The organism is Litchfieldella qijiaojingensis (assembly GCF_014651875.1).
Taxonomy (GTDB): Bacteria; Pseudomonadota; Gammaproteobacteria; order Pseudomonadales; family Halomonadaceae; genus Litchfieldella; species Litchfieldella qijiaojingensis.
Map to the genome: position 1 here is coordinate 189,166 of NZ_BMXS01000002.1, position 16,696 is coordinate 205,861.

Genomic DNA, 16,696 nt, shown 5'->3' on the forward strand with positions numbered 1-16,696 from the left:
ATGAAGACCTTGAGTGCCCGGCACCTTGCCAAGAGCTACAAACGCCGCCGCGTGGTGCAGGATATCAGCCTATCCATCGACCAAGGCTCCATCGTCGGCCTGCTGGGCCCCAACGGCGCCGGCAAGACCACGTCGTTCTACATGATCGTGGGTCTGGTACGCGCAGACGCCGGCGAGGTGCTCATCGACGATCGCAACCTTTCCGGCGCGGCCATGCACGAGCGGGCTCGTGCCGGAATCGGCTATCTGCCCCAGGAAGCCTCCATCTTCCGCAAGCTATCGGTGGCCGACAACATCATGGCGATACTCGAGACCCGCCGCGACATGAACCGCACCGCTCGCCAGGCCCGACTCGACGAACTGCTCGAAGAATTCCACGTCACCCATCTGCGCGACAACCTGGGGATGAGCCTGTCCGGTGGCGAACGACGCCGAGTGGAAATAGCCCGGGCGCTGGCCACCGAGCCCACCTTCATCTTGCTCGACGAACCCTTCGCCGGCGTCGATCCGATTTCGGTAGGCGAAATCAAGGGTATCATTCGGCAGTTGCGCAGCCGCGATATCGGGGTGCTGATCACCGACCACAATGTGCGCGAGACGCTGGATATCTGCGACCGCGCGTACATCGTTGGCAACGGTAAGATCATCGCCGAAGGCAATGCCGAGGCCATTCTGGCCGACCAGCAGGTACGTGACATCTATTTGGGCGAAGATTTCCGCCTCTGACTCCCGCCTTGCGCCTTGCCTCACAGCCAACCTACTGATATTCCATCACAGAATTGGCTGTGGCACGCGATTTGCGTGTGGCATGCTTATTGCTTGATATTAAGATTTTCAGGCTTGCAAGGTGCCCATCAGCGGGATACCGTGTCGTATTCATTCGTCAGTGACTCAGATCCGCTATGGCCATGAAACCCTCCCTGCAGCTTCGCGTCGGCACTCAGCTCACCATGACGCCTCAGCTTCAACAGGCCATCGCCCTGCTGCAGCTCTCGACGCTGGATCTGCGCCAGGAGATCCAGCAAGCATTGGAAACCAACCCCATGCTGGAGCTTGATGAGGAATACGGAGAATTGGAGGTTGCCGAGTCATCGGAAGATGATTGGGCCAGCGAGATCCCCGACGAACTCAGCGTGGACAGTGACTGGTCCGACACCTATCAGGACATGGCTCCAGCCGGCAGCGGCGAGGCACCGGACTTCGAACGCAATGCCATAAGCGAAAGCCTGCACGATCACCTGAGCTGGCAACTAGCCATGACGGACCTCGATGAACGCGAGCGAACGATCGCCGAAAGCCTGATCGATGCCGTGGACCGAAATGGCTATCTCGACGCCAACCTCGACGAACTCTGCGAAGGCTTGCGCGAGCAAGGCATGAACGGACTGAAGAGCACCGACGTGGAACAGGTATTGTTGCGTCTTCAGCAATTCGAACCCACCGGCGTATGTGCCCGCGAGCTTCGCGAATGCTTGTTGTTGCAACTCGGCTCGCTACCCGACGACACTCCGTTGCTGCCTCAAGCCAAGCGTCTGGTCCGGCAGTTCCTCGATGCCCTGGCGGCCGACGACCGCAAGCTGCTCAAACGCCGCCTGCGTCTGGAGGATGACCAACTCGACGCAGTGATCGCCCTGGTACGCTCGCTGGATCCACGCCCTGGGCAAGCCTTCGACGATAGCGGCAGCGATTACGTCATCCCTGATCTGGTCGCTCGTCACAGCCATGAAGGCTGGCGCATCGAGCTCAATCCGGATGCCCTGCCGCGCATGCGAATCCAGCCCGACTATGCGGCATTGATCAAACGTGCCGACAAGAGCGACGACAATACCTTCATGAAACAACATCTGCAGGAAGCACGCTGGCTGCTGAAGAGCCTGTCAAGCCGCAACGACACTCTCCTGCGGGTGGGGCGTGAGATCATGTCGCGTCAACTCGACTTCCTGGAGCAGGGCGAAGAGGGTATGAAACCACTGATTCTTGCCGATATCGCCCAGGCCGTGGATATGCATGAGTCGACCATCTCCCGCGTCACGACACAGAAGTTCATTCATACCCCACGCGGTGTCTTCGAGCTCAAGTACTTCTTCTCGAGCCATGTCGGGGGCGAGGAAGGCGATGGCCACTCGAGCACCGCGATCCGCGCTCGCCTGAAGAAGCTCATCGGCGAAGAACCGCCTCGCAAGCCGCTGTCGGACAGCAAGCTGGTCGAGGCACTCGCCGCCAATGGCATCAAGGTCGCCAGACGCACGGTAGCCAAATACCGTGAAGCCATGGGTATACCGCCGTCGAGCGAGCGCAAGCGCCTCTCGTGACAGGCCGATGTCATCCGCGGGAAAACCCCGTCGCCGGGGGGTTTGCAGGGCGCCAAAAAGGGTTACAATCGAGTCGACATCCGCAAGGAACAGGAGCGTGCCATGCAAGTCAACATCACCGGCCATCACATTGAACTGACCGATCCACTGCGTGACTACGTCAATGAGAAGCTCACGCGTCTGGAGCGTCACTACGACAACATCACCACCGTCCAAGTCACCCTCTCGGTCGAAAAGGAGCGCCAACAAGCCGCTTGCACGTTGCACGCCGCCGGTGCGGATCTGCATGCAGACGCGTTGGATGGCGACATGTACGCCGCTATCGACGCCCTAGCCGACAAGCTCGATCGGCAACTCGTCAAACACAAGGAAAAGGCCCAGGCACGCGCCCAAGGCGCCGGTGTCCGCTAACCTGCCCATGAATCTGGAAGCCATCCTACCCCCCGAGCGCACCTTGTTCGATGTGCCCGGGGGGAGCAAGAAACGGGTGCTGGAATTCTTCAGCACCTTCATTGCTCAGAATACGCCCAGCCTCGACAGTCAGGAGGTATTCAGCCGTCTGATTGGCCGTGAGCGCCTGGGTAGCACGGGAATCGGCAACGGTGTCGCCATTCCCCACGCCCGCGACACTCACTGCAAGGCACCGCTGGCTGGATTCCTCAAGCTCGCCGAACCCGTGGATTTCGATGCCGTGGACGGAGAGCCCGTGGACCTGGTCTTCGTCCTGCTGGTCCCCGAGGAAGCCGACGACACTCACTTGGCGCTGCTTGGGCAAGTCGCCAGCGTGATGAACAATGCCGAGACCCGGCAACGCCTGCGCAAGAGCGACAGTCAACGCCAGCTCTACGACACTCTGCTCGACGCCATACGTCGAGAGGGCGGCGATACGCCCTGAGCCCGATTTTATAGTCCGACAACCCTGGCCTCATGCAATAGGTCGGCAAACGATGGCCAGACCTCGACGTTTTCATCCGGCCCACAGGAGGCGACCATGCAGCTCGTGATCATCAGCGGCCGCTCCGGCTCGGGAAAATCCATTGCCTTACAGGCCCTCGAGGATCTCGGCTTCTACGCTATCGACAACCTGCCGGCCGTGCTGCTGGATTCTCTGGTGGACGCACTCCAGGAGGGTGAGACACAGCGCTCGTCGGTCGCCGTGAGCATCGATGCCCGTAACCTGCCTGGCGCCTTGCGCCGCTTCCCCTCGCTGCTGGAGGCGGTGGACCGCAGGGGAGTCGACAGCCAGGTCGTCTACCTGACCGCAGAAGCCAAGATCCTGCTCGAACGTTACTCAGCCACTCGGCGCCGACACCCGTTGACCCGTGACAGCGACATGACTCTGGCCGAGGCCATCGACTCCGAGGAAGAAGCGCTGGCTGAAATTCGCGACCTGGCGGATCTGGTCATCGACACCTCGCGCCTGTCGGTCCATGACCTGCGCGCCCGCATCGCCGAACAAGTCGCACAGCACACTGGCAAGCAATTGACCCTGACTTTCGAGTCCTTCGGCTACAAACGCGGCGTTCCACTGGATGCCGACACCGTGTTCGACGCTCGCTGCTTGCCCAATCCCTACTGGGACCCACGGCTACGCTCGTTCACCGGACGGGATGTCGAAATCGTCGAGTTTCTCGAACGTTATCCCGACGTCGATGACATGGCCAAGGACATCGCCACCTGGCTCAAACGCTGGTTGCCCGCCTATCAAGCCAGCCATCGCAGCTACGTCACCGTAGCCATCGGCTGCACCGGGGGCCAGCACCGTTCGGTCTACCTGGCTGAACGTCTGGCAAGCCATTTCGCCACCGACTACCCTGGCGTCAGGCTCCGTCACCGTGAATTGGGAATTCATACCGCCCTTCTCCCGTCGCCCTCCGGACCCAATCAGCACGAGGCCACCTGACGCATGCCGAGTCGTGAGCTGACCTTGGTCAACAAACGCGGCCTGCATGCTCGTGCGGCCACACGAATGGTACAGTGCTGCCAGCCATACCAGGCAAGCGTCACGGTAACCCACAATGGGCGCGATGCCGACGCGGCCAACATCATGTCGCTGTTGATGCTGGCCGCGCCCTGCGGCAGTGTGCTGACAGTCAGTGCCGAAGGCGAAGATGCCGAAGCGGTTCTCGACGCCCTTGAATCGCTCGTCGCATCCCGCTTCGACGAAGACGTCTGATCAACTCCCCGCCACGGTCATTTCGTCGATCAGCCAACTGCCGGAGTGTATGCTACCGCGGGTATCGATATCGTCACCGACCCCGACCAGCCCCGCGAACATCGCCTGCAGGCTGCCGGCGATGGTGAACTCCTCCACTGGATACAGGATCTCGCCATTCTCGACCCAGAAGCCTGCTGCGCCACGCGAGTAATCGCCGGTGACACCGTTGACCCCCTGCCCCATGAGTTCGGTGACCAGCACGCCACGCGGCATCTTCGCCAGCAGTTCCTGGCGCGGAGTCAAGGGAGCCTGGAGACGGATATTACGCGCCCCACCGGCATTGCCCGTGGTTTCCATCCCCAGACGTCGCGCGCTGTAGGCCGACAGCATATAACTGGCCAGCCGCCCCTGATCGATGAACACATTGTCGCGGGTATAGACGCCATCATTGTCGAAGGGTGCACTAGCCATCGCACCACGCTCCCGCGGCTTCTCGCCCAGGGAGAACCACTCGGGGAAAAGCGGTTCGCCCAACCGGTCGCACAGGAACGATGCCTGGCGATAGAGCGCCCCACCGGCGATGGCACTCATCAGATGCCCGACCAGGCCGCTGGCGAGAGCGGGATCGAACATTACTGGAAAACGGCCGGTGATCGGTCGCCGTGCTCCCAACCGCCGCAAGGCGCGCTCGGCCGCCAAGACACCGATATCCTCGGCCCGTGCCAACCGACGGGGGTCGCGCTCGCTGGTGTAATCGTAGTCGCGCTGCATACCCGAGGCATCCTCGGCGATCAGCATGCAGGACAGTGAATGACGGCTGCCACACTGACTACCGAGAAACCCGTGGCTGTTGCCGTAGACGCGCACTCCTTCTCCACTGGACAAGTTAGCGCCATCGGAATTGCTGATACCCGACACACGACGTCCGGCATTTTCGCAGTCCAATGCCAGCTCGATGGCCTCGTCGGTGGACAAGCGCCAGGGATGATGGACATCGAGATCAGGAATCTCGCGCGCCATCAACTCGGGCGGAGCCAATCCCGCGGCGGGGTCCTCACCGGTATAGCGGGCAATCGACATGGCCTGTTCAACAGCAGAACGCACCGAGGCTTCGCCAGCATCCGAGGAAGACGCTGACCCCTTGCGTTGTCCGACGTAGACAGTCACCGCGATTCCCTGATCGCGGGACAGCTCGACGCTTTCCACCTCGCCGAGCCGCACGCTGACCTCGATACCCTGGTCGACGCTGGCTCCCACCTCGCACGCATCGGCGCCCAAACGCTGTGCCTGTTCCAATGCGGCTTGCACGCGGGATTCCAGCAATGCCTGCTGGCTAGCGGCATCGAACGCCTGTGTCATGTTGGTCTCTCCTTGCCGGGGAAATCTATCTCAATGGTTGTCTCATGGTGCCTGGGCGGGCTGGTATACTCCCCTCTCGTTCCCAAGCCCGATGGTAATGGCATGTCTCTCGATACCCCCGACGACCGCGAATCTCAACCAAGCAAATCCCAGCGCAAGCGGGAAATGCAAGCCCTCCAGGCCCTGGGCGAAAAGATCATCGCGCTTCCCGAGGCCGAACGCGCCCGTCTCCCACTATCCGACGATATGCGCCTGGCCATCGAGGAAACTGGTCGCATTCGCTCTCACGAAGGACGGCGTCGACACATGCAATATGTCGGCAAGCTCATGCGCCGCGAAGACACCGAGGCCATTCAGGCAGCCTTCGAGGAATTCGAGCAGGACAAGCTCAGACGCGACCACGCCTTTCACCGCTTGGAGAAATGGCGCGATCGCCTTATCGACGAAGGCGACGATGCGGTCGAAGCCTTCATTGCCGACTATCCCGATGTCGACCGCCAGGCGCTACGACAACTGATCCGCAACGCCAAGAGCGAGCGCGAACGCGGCAAACCGCCGGCCAACGCACGCAAACTGTTCCGACTGATCCGCGACACCGCTGGCCTGTAAAGACCGGTGCTTCGCACCTGGAAGACGGAAGACGTCGCTTCGCGACTTGAAGCTGGAAGAGCGGCGCTGCGCGCCTGGAAGAAAGAAGAATGTTCAACCTCTTCCCTCTTCCCTCTTCCCTCTTCCCTCTTCCCTCTTCCCTCTTCCCTCTTCCCTCTTCCCTCTTCTTCAGGATTGCGTGCCGCCGACGGTCAATTCATCCAACTTCAATGTGGGCTGCCCCACGCCGACGGGGACGCCCTGCCCCTCCTTGCCGCAGACACCCACGCCTGTATCCAGTTCCAGATCGTGGCCGATCATCGATACCCGCCCCATGGCCTCGGGGCCACTGCCGATCAGGGTCGCGCCCTTGACCGGTGCGGTGATGCGGCCGTCCTCGATCAGATAGGCCTCACTGGCAGAGAACACGAACTTGCCCGAAGTGATATCCACCTGGCCACCACCGAAACTCACCGCGTACAGGCCGCGCTTTACACTCCTGATGATGTCAGCGGGATCGTCTTGGCCGGCCAGCATATAGGTATTGGTCATGCGTGGCATCGGCATGTGGGCGTAGGATTCACGGCGCGCATTTCCGGTGGGCGCCATGCCCATCAAGCGCGCATTGAGCTTGTCCTGCATGTAGCCGGTGAGGACGCCATCCTCGATCAAAGGCGTGTACGCTCCCGACGTACCTTCATCGTCGATGGTCATGGAACCGCGCCGGTCCACCAACGTGGCATCATCGACCACCGTGACGCCTGGCGCCGCGACACGCTGGCCCATGCACCCAGCAAAGGCCGAACTGCCCTTGCGATTGAAATCGCCTTCCAGACCATGGCCGACCGCTTCATGCAGCAGGATCCCTGGCCAACCAGCCCCCAGCACCACCGGCATCTGGCCGGCGGGAGCATCCACGGCGTCGAGATTGACCAGCGCCTGGCGTACCGCTTCCTTGGCGAAACGCTCGGCCGCTCTCTCGTCGCGCAAGCGGGACATGGCATAACGCCCGCCCCCCCCGGCACTGCCACGCTCGCGACGACCATCCCGGACAGCGATCACGCTGACATTGAAACGCACCAGGGGACGAATGTCCGCCGCCAGAGTGCCATCGCTGGCGCGCACCAATATCACTTCATAGACACCGGTCAACGAAGCACTGACCTGGCTGACCGCCGGATCCATGGCCCTCGCCACGCGATCGGCCTCCTTGAGCATGGCGATCTTGTCCTCGGCCGAAAGGCCGGAGAGTGGGTCGCGTCCGGTGTAGCGCTCCTGGGCCCGAGCATCGACGAAAGGCGCCACCTTCAACCGCTCGCCGCGACGAGCGATTCCCGATGCAGTGCGCCCGGTATCGGCCAGTGCCTCGGCAGTAATCTGGTTGGAATAAGCGAAGCCGGTCTTCTCGCCAGCCATGGCGCGCACACCGACGCCGCCATCGATGTTGTAACTGGCATCCTTGACTTCACCATCTTCGAGCATCCAGCTCTCGTGCCAACTGCGCTGGAAATAGAGATCGGCGAAATCCACGCCGGGACCCAATACGTGGCCAAGACCATCATCGAGAGATGATAGATTCAAGCCCCCCGGCGTGAGCAATGTGGCCACGGCATGGTCCAACGCATCGTGAACGGCAATTTCAGCAGTCTGCTGGTTCATTCGGCACCTTCCAGAGCTATCTGCGGCGAGGTCCAGGGACCTCGTACGCTGTAGTGAATTCGCGTGGCCTTGTCAATCACCCCGCCGAACAGGCGGTGAGCGATGAACAGGGCTCCTCCGACCACCGGTGCCCCGGCGACCACCGCCGCCAATGGCAGGTTCTGACTCAATGGTACCGTGACCGCGAGATGTTGATCGAGTTCACGTCGCACCAGATCGACCTGTCCATTGAGGGTAAAGGATGTGGCCGGCCCCTGTATCTCCACCGGCCCCTGCGTTTCCAGAATTCCACCATACAGGGTGGCGCCACCTTTGACACTGTCGAAGGCAGTTCCCCGGTGCGTCACATCGGAAAAGTCCAACCGCAGGCGTCGCACCAGGTTATCGATATTGAGTAGGCCGACCAGCTTGGCCGAAGGGGAGTCGATATAGCGGAAGCGCCCGTCGCGCAACTCGATATCCAGACTACCTCGCGAGCGTTGCAGGGCGAATTGCCAGGGTGCACCGGGCCAGGCCAGTTGCGAGTCGACCGCGGTAAAGGTATTGCGAATCGATACCGGTTGCGCCAGACGCTCCAACGCCGTGCCCAGATCCCTGCCGTCCAGGGACAGCCGCGCGCGGGTCAGGCTGCTTCCGGCTCCTGCCGCTTCCCAGACCAGCTCCCCTCGCGCCGATACCTCGCCAAGCGTCAGCCCCAACGGCGCTACCACTAGCTGCTCGGGAGACGCCAGCCAGTAGGCGGTCAATGGCCCGAAATGCTGCCCCCTGCGCTCCAGCGTCGCGACCCGCAGGCGGCCGGCAGGCAAGTCGGCCAGCCACTCGGGGAGAACTTCCGGGGTTGGCGCCACATCGACCTCATTGAGGAGATTCGCCGTCTCTCCCGGTGCCGGCAGCAGCGCATCGAGATCGAGTCGTGTCAATGCCACATCGATCGGACCGCTGCCAACCGCAGCGACGAACCCTTGCCCCTGGCTAACGCTATCCGGGCGATAATCGGCATGCCCTTCCAGTAGGCTGCCGGCCAGATCCAGCCGCCAGTCACGACGCACCGAACCCTGCGGATAGGCGCTGGCGAAAAGCGATCCCACACAGCGCTGGCGCACATATAGACACTCGGTTCCCAACCTTAGAGCCCGCAAGTTCTGCGGAGGCGCCTGCCCGGCGACATTGAACTCACCCACTCCAATACCCGACAGGGCCGATGCCCAGCGCTTCAGATCCAGTTGCGGCGTGCGCCAGCTCACCTCCCAGCCTCCGCCATCCGGCCAGGCCGCCGATACCGGCCACTGCTCCAGCCATGCCTGCCCTTGCCCCGTCTGACCCCATTCACGCCAGCGCAAGCGCATGCGCTCGGCCAACGTAGCCTGCACCAGACCACTGGAGAGATCGGCTTCTATCGACAACGGTGTCCGTTCCTGCAACGTCTTGCCCAACGGAGCCGGCAGATCGATCGCCAGTCCTGCCAAGTCACTGTCAAGGCTGAAACGGCGGTTGTCGTTATCCAATGACAAGTGGGCGGAATAGGGAAAATGCCCGGTCAGCAGAGCATCCAGCCCGCCCAGGTTCGCCCATTCGAGCACTCCGCTGTCCAGGGCACTGCCCTCGAAGCTCACTTGCCGCTCTTGGGTATCGAAGCGGGCCAGCACTGGGCCATCGAAAAGCCGTGCCCCGAGTTCGCCCGTTAGCCCTCCTTGACCGTCGCGATGGCGATAGCCGAGTTCGCCATTGACATCATGCATGGTGAGATCCATCGGAATGAAACGCAGGTAGGGAGCATCGACTTCGGTGTCGAGATCCAGAGCCAAGGCATCGGGAGTAGCCAACGGCATGGACAGTGCCAGGGTACCGCGCAAATCGCCGCGACTCTCCCAGTCCTGTGCCTGCAGGTCGACAAAGGGCAACGCCGTGACATAGGCCAGCAGGTCGTCAGTAGCCCCACCCACTTCGCCACTTACCTCCAGTTCTTCACCGATCAGGCTGACACGACCTTCTCGCACCCAGAGCCCACGGCTCTGGGCATATTCGACCTGGGCCTTCAAATCCAGATCATCGAGCATCAAGCGCCCTGCCACGCTTTCCAACGCCGGCCAATCCGGCGCAAACGACAGATGCCCTTCTTCGATTCGTAGATCCAAATCAAGGGATACGTCCTCGGCCCTCACTCCTTCGTACAGGGGCTGGCGCAGACTAAGCCTCCCCTCGGGAACCCGACCGGCCACTCCTTGAGCCAACCACTCATTGAGCTCATCGCCCAAGACACCGACCGGTAGCCAGTCGACCAATGGCGTGTCGAGTGCATCCACGTCCTGAAAGGCCAGGTCAAGTCCCAGTTCACCGGGCCGTCCACCGCCGGTCTCGAGATCGAAGCTGCCCTGCACCCTAGCCCCTCGCCAATCGGCTTCCAATGCCTGCCCCTCGACCCTGGCCCGCTCGCCATCGTAGGCCCAGGAAACCTCGCCACGCGCGGATGCCAGCTCCATGGGCCCAGAGAACAGCTTGGGGAAGTGCAGCCAGGTATCGCCGACACCGACGAACCTGACGCTGCCATCCAGACCCTCGGTTTCGACCCAGGCATCCACGGGACCGCCTCCCGGGGCGTTCTGCCAGGGCGAGACCTCGGCCTCGCGCAAGGAGGCTCGCGACGCCCAGCGACCATTGCGGTGCTCGAGAGAAAATCCTGTCACTTGACCGCGCGGATCCAAGGTATCAAGCAAGCGCAACAACTTATCGGGTAAAGGCAGATGATCGCGCCAGGCCGCCAGTGCATCCAAGTCGAAGGCGCTGCTCTTGAGCCGCCACCCCCGCGCATCGCCCGCAACCTGCCAGTGACGCGGCAAAGCTGGGCCCGACGATGCCGCTTCGGGCTCCTCAGCAACGACATCGAACAGCGGTTCGTCTCCCAGCATGCTCAACCAGGCTTGCCAGCCGTCATCACCACGCAGCCACTGGCCACGGGCACGGATTCCTTCAAGCGCAAGCTGCGCCTGATCACGACTCACGGTAAGTTCGGGAATGTCCAAGTCCAGGCGCGCATCGGCCAGCTCCCCTTCATGCCAGCGCCCCCAGAGAACTGCTTCACCCGTGGCACGATCCAGTCGCACCGGATCGTTGCGGCTCAGCACCTCGGCCAGACGCACCAGACTGTCGATATTCATGCGCGCCTGCAGCGCGGCATTGAAGTCGCTGAAGCCGCGACGACCCGGCAGGATCTCCAGCGCCGCCTCCAGCGAGACATCCTGATCGCCTTCGACGAACAACATGCCCTCTAGATGGGCACGTTGCCGATCACCGGTCATCAGCAGGCTGGGCGCCTCGAGCGTTACCTGACGATCCTGGCCATGCAGCACCAGGCGCAGGTCCTCGACTTCGACGCGCTGTCGAAGCAGAACGCCGACCCAGAAATCGAGCCGATCGAGATCGAACTCGATATCGGGCTGCAATTCCGGTGGCAGTTGCGCGGGGTCGGGCCAATGCCAGGTGCGTTCAGGGGTCTGGTAGAGATGGATGGTGACCCCCTGGATACGGGCATCCTCGATCACCGGGAACCCGTCGCGCAGTGACCCTGAACTGTTCAGACGCATACGGGCGTCTTTCACTTCGAGCAGGGGCAACGGCTCGCCTCTAGCTCTCGACACCACCGCCAGTTCATCAACGGTCAGCGCCGGATCCAGACCATGCCAGCGGGCACCGAGTTCAAGCATGCTGACATCGGCGTTGAAGCGAGCGGACAACAACGTCTCAAGGCGCGGGCGTACCTCGTCGACCTGGATGGCCGCGAGACGCAAAACCAACAGTAGCATGGCCACCACCGTCAAGCCGATGGCCAATAACGTCATGACCCAGCGTAGCAAGAGACGAAATGGAGACATTCTCACATCAGTACGATGTCGTACTGCTCCTGAGAGTAGTGCGTCTCGACCTGGAAGCGAATGGTCTTGCCGATAAAGGACTCCAGGTCGGCCACCGCTGCCGACTCTTCGTCAAGCAAGCGGTCGACTACCGCCTGGGACGCCAGCACCATGTAAGTTTCCGCGTTGTAAGCACGTTCCTCGCGCAGGATTTCGCGAAAGATCTCGTAACATACGGTCTCTGGCGTTTTCAGGGTTCCGCGGCCACTGCAAGTTGGACAAGGCTCGCACAATGTCTGTTCAAGGCTTTCACGGGTGCGCTTGCGCGTGAGCTGCACCAACCCCAGTTCGGTGACCCCGGTGCACTTGGTCTTGGCATGGTCGCGCTCCAGCGACTTTTCCAGCATGCGAAGCACCTGACGCTGATGCTCGGGGTCCTCCATATCGATGAAGTCGATGATGATGATACCACCCAGGTTACGAAGCCGTAGTTGCCGGGCGATAGCGGTCGCCGCCTCGAGGTTGGTCTTGAAGATGGTCTCCTCGAGATTGCGGTGCCCCACATAACCACCCGTGTTGACATCGATGGTGGTCATTGCCTCGGTGGGGTCGATCACCAGATAGCCGCCGGACTTGAGTTGCACCTTGCGCCCCAAGGCCTTCTGGATCTCGTCCTCGACACTGAACAGGTCGAAAATCGGCCGCTCGCCGGGATAGTACTCGATCTTCGTTTCACTGCCGGGCATGAATTCACGAGCGAAATCGATCAGCTTGAGGTAATTCTCGCGGGAATCGATGCGCACCTTCTCGATATCGTCACGCATGACATCGCGCAGGGTGCGAATGAACAGCGGTAGGTCATCATAAATCACCGTGCCAACCGGCGCCGTCACCTTGCGCTCGCTGACCTTGCGCCATAAGCGCAGCAAAAAATGCATGTCGGCGAAGAGCTCTTCCTTGCTTACCCCTTCGGCGGCAGTGCGAATGATGAAGCCGCCGGTGACATCGAGCTCTTGCTCAGTCTGACAGACCTCGACCAATTCGCGAAGCCGCTCGCGCTCTTGTTCGTCCTCGATACGCTGAGAAATCCCGCGGTGAGGAGAGTCAGGCATGTAGACCAGAAAACGCGACGGCACCGAGAGATGAGTGGTCAGGCGGGCACCCTTGGAGCCGATGGGATCCTTGGTCACTTGCACTACCAGCGACTGCCCTTCGCTGAGCAGCTGGCTGATCGGTACCTGTTCATCGGCCGGGGTGTTGGGGGCCATGACCTCATGGGCATGGATGAAGGCGGCCCGCTCGAGACCGATATCGATGAAGGCGGCTTGCATGCCCGGCAAGACACGCGCCACCTTGCCCTTGTAGATATTGCCTACGATACCACGGCGTCGGCTGCGTTCGATAAAGGCTTCCTGAAGGACACCGTTCTCGACCACCGCTACTCGGGTCTCCATCGGCGTCAGATTGATCAAGACTTCACCGCTCATGCGGGATTCCTTATTGAAAGTTCATGCCGGCAATTATGACATAGCCGTCCACAGCGACACGCCCTGGCGTTGCAGCAACTCGGCCGTCTCGAAAAGCGGCAGGCCGACGACCGCCGAATGGCTTCCTTCGATCCGCTCGACGAAGATGGCTGCGCGGCCCTGAATGGCATACCCACCGGCCTTGTCCACCGGCTCGCCGGTCGCCCAATAAGCGGCGATTTCCCCAGGCTGGATCTCACGCATCCAGACCTTGGTCGTGACACAGCGCACCAGCAAGCCGGCCGGGCCGCTCACAGCCACGGCGGTCAACACCTCGTGGACGCTACCGGAAAGCGCTCCGAGCATCTCGCTGGCATGCCGACGATCATGCGGCTTGCCAAGGATTCGGCCTTTGCATACCACGGCGGTATCCGCTCCCAATACCGGCAACATCGACAGCTTGGCACCGGCCAAGGCCTTGTCGCTGGCCAGGCGGGAGACGTACTGGGCGGGAGATTCGTCGCGACGCGGAGATTCATCGACATCCACGGGGCAGATCTCGACATCGACGCCGATGGAGGCCAGTAAATCGCGGCGGCGTGGCGATGCGGATGCCAGACAGAGCGTGGCGGTCATATCAGCTCCTGGGGAAAGGGGACCGACTATCAGATCACGGCCAATCGCCGACGCAGTGCCTGTAGCATGGTGAACAGCCATGGCCAGAGCACGGCACCGATCAGCGACGGCAACAGGAAAGCCAGGTGAATGGAAAAGGGACCGAATATCGTCTGTAGCCACTGTTCGACCAACTGCACCAGGCCCAACAGCACGAACACCAGCACCGCCTGTTGCACCAGCGAGTAGGCCCGCAGGCGCTGATAGACCAGGGCACACAGGAATGCCAGCAGCGACAGGGTCAGGGCATTCTGCCCCAGTGGGGAGCCTTCGATCAGATCCAGCAACAGACCGAGCACGAAACCGTGCATCACCCCCACCCGCTGCGGCGCTGCCACGCACCAGTAGATCAACATCAGACCCAGCCAGTCAGGCCGCCACATCAGCCACATGTCGGCCAATGGCATCACCTGCAGGCACAGCGCCAGCAGCAGACTCACCCATACCAACAGCATGCCTTGAGGACCGATCTTGGCCATCATGAATCCCTCCCTGGCAGCGGCGGCTCGATAACCGAAAATGACTCGTCCCACAGGGATGGGTCATCGCGAGGTTCCGACGGGGGTGGTGGAAACAGCAGCAGGAAGTGGCGCGAACGCTCAAGCTGAGCCACAGGCCGCGCGGTGACCTGTGCGAAGGGCTGACCAGGATCATGCTTGACCTCGAACACCCGGGCCACCGGGTAACCGATAGGAAAACGCCCGGCAAGCCCGGAAGTGGTCAGCAGATCTCCCTCGCGGATATCCGCCGTATCCGGCACATGCAGGACATCGAGGGCATCATAGCGGCCAGTCCCCTGAACGATGAAACGCAGCCCATTGCGATTGACCTGCACAGGCAATGCATGACTGGCATCGGCCAACATCAGGACACGACTGGAATAAGCCGACACCGCCGTCACCTGTCCAACCAGGCCCGAGGCATCCATCACCGGTTGACCAATATAGGCTCCATCGCGACGACCGCGGTCAACCACCATCTGGTGAGTGAAGGGATCGGAGTCCAGCGCTAGCAACTCTGCGGTGATATAGGGGACATCGTCATGCCGGGCGGCATTCAGCAGCTCGCGCAATCGCACGTTCTCGGCTGTCAGATTGGCCATGCGCTGCACACGGTGCGATAGCGTCAGTAGCTGTTCGCGCAGCTGCCGATTCTCTTCCACTAATTCGCGCTGATCGGACAGCGCTAGCGAGGTCCAGGTCAAGACGTCACTCGGGACGCTGACCAACCATTGAATGGGTGCCACCACCGTGGACAATTGAGCCCTGACATCCTCCATGCGCGAAAATCGATCTTCGGCGAACATCAAGGCAAAGGCGGCTATCGCACAAAGCAGCATGCGATAGCCAGGTACCGGCCCATGCGAGAACAGCGGTTTGATAGGCGTTCCCCCCGAAAACAGCCAAGCGAAGGTTTCAGTCGCTGGAAAGCAGTTCGAAGGTATGCTGGTCGATCATTTCGAGCGCCTTGCCGCCACCGCGCGCCACACAGGTCAGCGGATCCTCGGCCACGATCACCGGCAAACCGGTCTCCTCGGCGATCAGCTTGTCGAGGTCGCGCAGCAGGGCGCCCCCGCCGGTGAGCACCAGGCCCCGTTCGGCAATATCGGAGGCCAGCTCCGGTGGCGACTGCTCGAGAGCGCTCTTCACGGCGGCGACGATGGAGGCCAAGGTCTCCTGCAGCGCATCGAGGATCTCATGAGAATTGAGCGTAAAGCTACGCGGAATGCCCTCGGCCAGGTTACGCCCGCGCACGTCGATCTCGCGCAGCTCGCCCCCGGGGTAGGCACAGCCGATCTCCTCCTTGATGCGCTCGGCGGTGGCTTCGCCGATCAGGCTTCCGTAGTGGCGACGCACGTAGGCGGTGATGGCCTCGTCGAAGCGGTCGCCGCCGACGCGGATCGATTCGGAATAGACCACGCCATTGAGCGAAATGATGGCGATCTCGCTGGTCCCGCCGCCGATATCCACGACCATCGAGCCCTGGGCCTCTTCTACCGGCAGCCCGGCGCCGATGGCGGCGGCCATCGGTTCCTCGATGAGGAAAACCTCTCGAGCCCCGGCACCTTCGGCCGACTCCTTGATGGCACGGCGCTCGACTTGAGTCGACATGCAGGGCACGCAGACCAGGACACGCGGACTTGGTGTCAGGAAGGTGCTTTGGTGCACTTTGCGGATGAAGTGCTGGAGCATCTGCTCCGTCACGGTGAAATCGGCGATGACGCCATCCTTCATCGGACGAATGGCGGTGATGTTGCCCGGGGTACGGCCCAGCATACGCTTGGCATCGACCCCGACGGCAGCCACGCTGCGCATGTTACCCGACTGGCGAATCGCCACGACCGAAGGCTCGTCGAGGACGATGCCACGACCACGAACATAAATCAGCGTATTGGCCGTCCCCAGATCGATCGATAGATCGCTGGAAAACAGCCCCCTTAAACGTTTAAACATGGAAGTCTTTCACCTGTCCAGACCGGAACCCTGTGCGGAGGCAAACGGTATCATTGCCCGTGGTAAGCGGCAAGCAAGAGTGCCTGCCAGAAGCGCCAAGATATGATACCTTTTTCGGTTATTTGATGGGGCAGTGACCGACTGCCCCCAGCATATGACTCATAAACGCTTGAGGAAA

Annotated in this window: 15 protein-coding genes; 7 read left to right on the plus strand and 8 right to left on the minus strand. The window is 61.6% G+C overall.

Going from position 1 to position 16,696, the window contains the following annotated elements:
- The 6 genes from lptB (at position 1) to IE093_RS03320 (ending at position 4,488) form a co-directional block, all read left to right on the plus strand.
- On the plus strand, positions 1–726 hold the full coding sequence (gene lptB / locus IE093_RS03295; RefSeq protein WP_189466180.1) for an LPS export ABC transporter ATP-binding protein: 726 nt from the start codon (positions 1–3) through the stop codon (positions 724–726).
- Between the two features lie 176 nt (positions 727–902).
- Entirely contained in the window at positions 903–2,312 is a 1,410-nt protein-coding gene (locus IE093_RS03300; protein WP_189466182.1) for an RNA polymerase factor sigma-54, read from the plus strand.
- A 102-nt stretch (positions 2,313–2,414) separates the two neighbouring features.
- A complete protein-coding gene (gene hpf, locus IE093_RS03305) occupies positions 2,415–2,723 on the plus strand; it encodes a ribosome hibernation-promoting factor, HPF/YfiA family (RefSeq protein ID WP_189466184.1) in 309 nt (102 codons plus the stop codon).
- Positions 2,724–2,730: 7 nt separating this feature from the next.
- On the plus strand, positions 2,731–3,207 hold the full coding sequence (locus tag IE093_RS03310; RefSeq protein WP_189466186.1) for a PTS sugar transporter subunit IIA: 477 nt from the start codon (positions 2,731–2,733) through the stop codon (positions 3,205–3,207).
- 96 nt (positions 3,208–3,303) lie between these two features.
- The gene (rapZ, locus tag IE093_RS03315; protein WP_189466188.1) at positions 3,304–4,215 is read left to right on the plus strand and encodes an RNase adapter RapZ; all 912 of its coding nucleotides are present in this window, start codon (positions 3,304–3,306) and stop codon (positions 4,213–4,215) included.
- Between the two features lie 3 nt (positions 4,216–4,218).
- Positions 4,219–4,488, plus strand: coding sequence for an HPr family phosphocarrier protein (locus tag IE093_RS03320; protein WP_189466190.1), 270 nt, complete (start codon positions 4,219–4,221; stop codon positions 4,486–4,488).
- On the opposite strand, the gene pmbA is transcribed toward IE093_RS03320, so the two are convergent.
- Positions 4,489–5,829 (minus strand): metalloprotease PmbA, encoded by a 1,341-nt coding sequence (gene pmbA, locus IE093_RS03325; protein ID WP_189466192.1) that lies wholly within the window; start codon positions 5,827–5,829, stop codon positions 4,489–4,491.
- A 102-nt stretch (positions 5,830–5,931) separates the two neighbouring features.
- On the opposite strand from pmbA, the gene yjgA reads away from it, so the two are divergent.
- Positions 5,932–6,438, plus strand: coding sequence for a ribosome biogenesis factor YjgA (gene yjgA, locus IE093_RS03330; protein ID WP_189466194.1), 507 nt, complete (start codon positions 5,932–5,934; stop codon positions 6,436–6,438).
- A gap of 168 nt (positions 6,439–6,606) precedes the next feature.
- On the opposite strand, the gene tldD is transcribed toward yjgA, so the two are convergent.
- The 7 genes from tldD to IE093_RS03365 are packed head-to-tail and all read right to left on the minus strand — an operon-like array spanning position 6,607 to position 16,518.
- Positions 6,607–8,076 carry a metalloprotease TldD gene (gene tldD / locus IE093_RS03335; RefSeq protein ID WP_189466197.1) on the minus strand — a complete coding sequence of 490 codons (1,470 nt, stop codon included), beginning with the start codon at positions 8,074–8,076 and terminating at the stop codon, positions 6,607–6,609.
- Positions 8,073–11,945, minus strand: coding sequence for a YhdP family phospholipid transporter (locus IE093_RS03340; protein ID WP_189466199.1), 3,873 nt, complete (start codon positions 11,943–11,945; stop codon positions 8,073–8,075). The genes tldD and IE093_RS03340 overlap by 4 nt, the downstream gene beginning before the upstream one ends.
- Before the next feature lie 2 nt (positions 11,946–11,947).
- Positions 11,948–13,411, minus strand: coding sequence for a ribonuclease G (rng, locus tag IE093_RS03345; RefSeq protein ID WP_189466201.1), 1,464 nt, complete (start codon positions 13,409–13,411; stop codon positions 11,948–11,950).
- Positions 13,412–13,444: 33 nt separating this feature from the next.
- A complete protein-coding gene (locus tag IE093_RS03350; protein ID WP_189466203.1) occupies positions 13,445–14,026 on the minus strand; it encodes a Maf family protein in 582 nt (193 codons plus the stop codon).
- 29 nt (positions 14,027–14,055) lie between these two features.
- A complete protein-coding gene (mreD, locus tag IE093_RS03355) occupies positions 14,056–14,544 on the minus strand; it encodes a rod shape-determining protein MreD (RefSeq protein WP_189466468.1) in 489 nt (162 codons plus the stop codon).
- A complete protein-coding gene (gene mreC / locus IE093_RS03360) occupies positions 14,544–15,446 on the minus strand; it encodes a rod shape-determining protein MreC (protein WP_268247382.1) in 903 nt (300 codons plus the stop codon). Before mreC ends, mreD begins: the two co-directional genes overlap by 1 nt.
- A 34-nt stretch (positions 15,447–15,480) precedes the next feature.
- Positions 15,481–16,518 (minus strand): rod shape-determining protein, encoded by a 1,038-nt coding sequence (locus IE093_RS03365; protein ID WP_016414532.1) that lies wholly within the window; start codon positions 16,516–16,518, stop codon positions 15,481–15,483.
- Positions 16,519–16,696: the final 178 nt, after the last annotated feature.